At 68.5% G+C, this 720-nt stretch carries 1 protein-coding gene; it reads right to left on the reverse strand.

The window, feature by feature from the left end; all coding sequences use genetic code 11:
- A partial coding sequence (locus tag ABD323_RS42815) for a X2-like carbohydrate binding domain-containing protein (protein WP_344447447.1) occupies nt 1–720 on the reverse strand: 720 nt, incomplete at both ends.

A 720-nucleotide genomic window follows, 5' to 3' on the forward strand; every position in this document is an offset into this window, starting at 1 on the left:
TCGCGGAGCGAGGTCAGGAACGCCGGGGTCAGGATGATCGTGCCGTTCGCGTAGTCCGGCGAGAAGGCCTGGTTGAACTCCTGGTACGGGGTCCAGCCGGTCGGGCCGGCGTTGGTGCCGTCGGCGTAGGTGGCGTGCATGGTCGCCAGGTCGTTGCCCTTGTACCGGGTGGGCACGGTGAACGCCTCGTTGGTGCCCGTGGCATCGGACACGACCGGAACGTCGTTGGTGACGATGCCGATGTTCCAGGGCAGCCCACGGCTGAACCGGGCCTGGAGCGTCGCGTTGACGCCGTAGGCGCGGTTGCCGGCCAGGCGGGTCAGCGCCTTCTCGGTGACGGTCAGCGTGGTGCCGGAGACGGTGTAGTCCCGGCCCGCGACCAGCTTGGTGTCGCCCTGCCACAGACCCCGGAAGGCCAGGCCGTTGAGGTTCAGGGTGAGCGACTTGGCGGTGACCGGAGCGGACTTCGGCAGGAAGACCTTGTCGAAGGAGGTCGAGCCCGAGCGGGTGGTCCAGCTCGACCTGATCACGGCGAACAGCTCCGGGTCACGCCACTGGAGGGTGTCGCGGTTCAGGTAGGCGAACGGGTCCCACAGGGCGGTGGTGACGCCGTTCTTGCGGGCCCCGTAGCCCACATGCTCGTAGTACTTCAGCGCCTCACCGCGCTCGATGCGGGAGGGGTGGAAGTGGTCGGGGTAGGCGAGCAGACCGTACTCGCCG

Origin of the sequence: Kitasatospora nipponensis (assembly GCF_039528135.1) — a bacterium.
Lineage (GTDB): Bacteria > Actinomycetota > Actinomycetes > Streptomycetales > Streptomycetaceae > Kitasatospora > Kitasatospora nipponensis.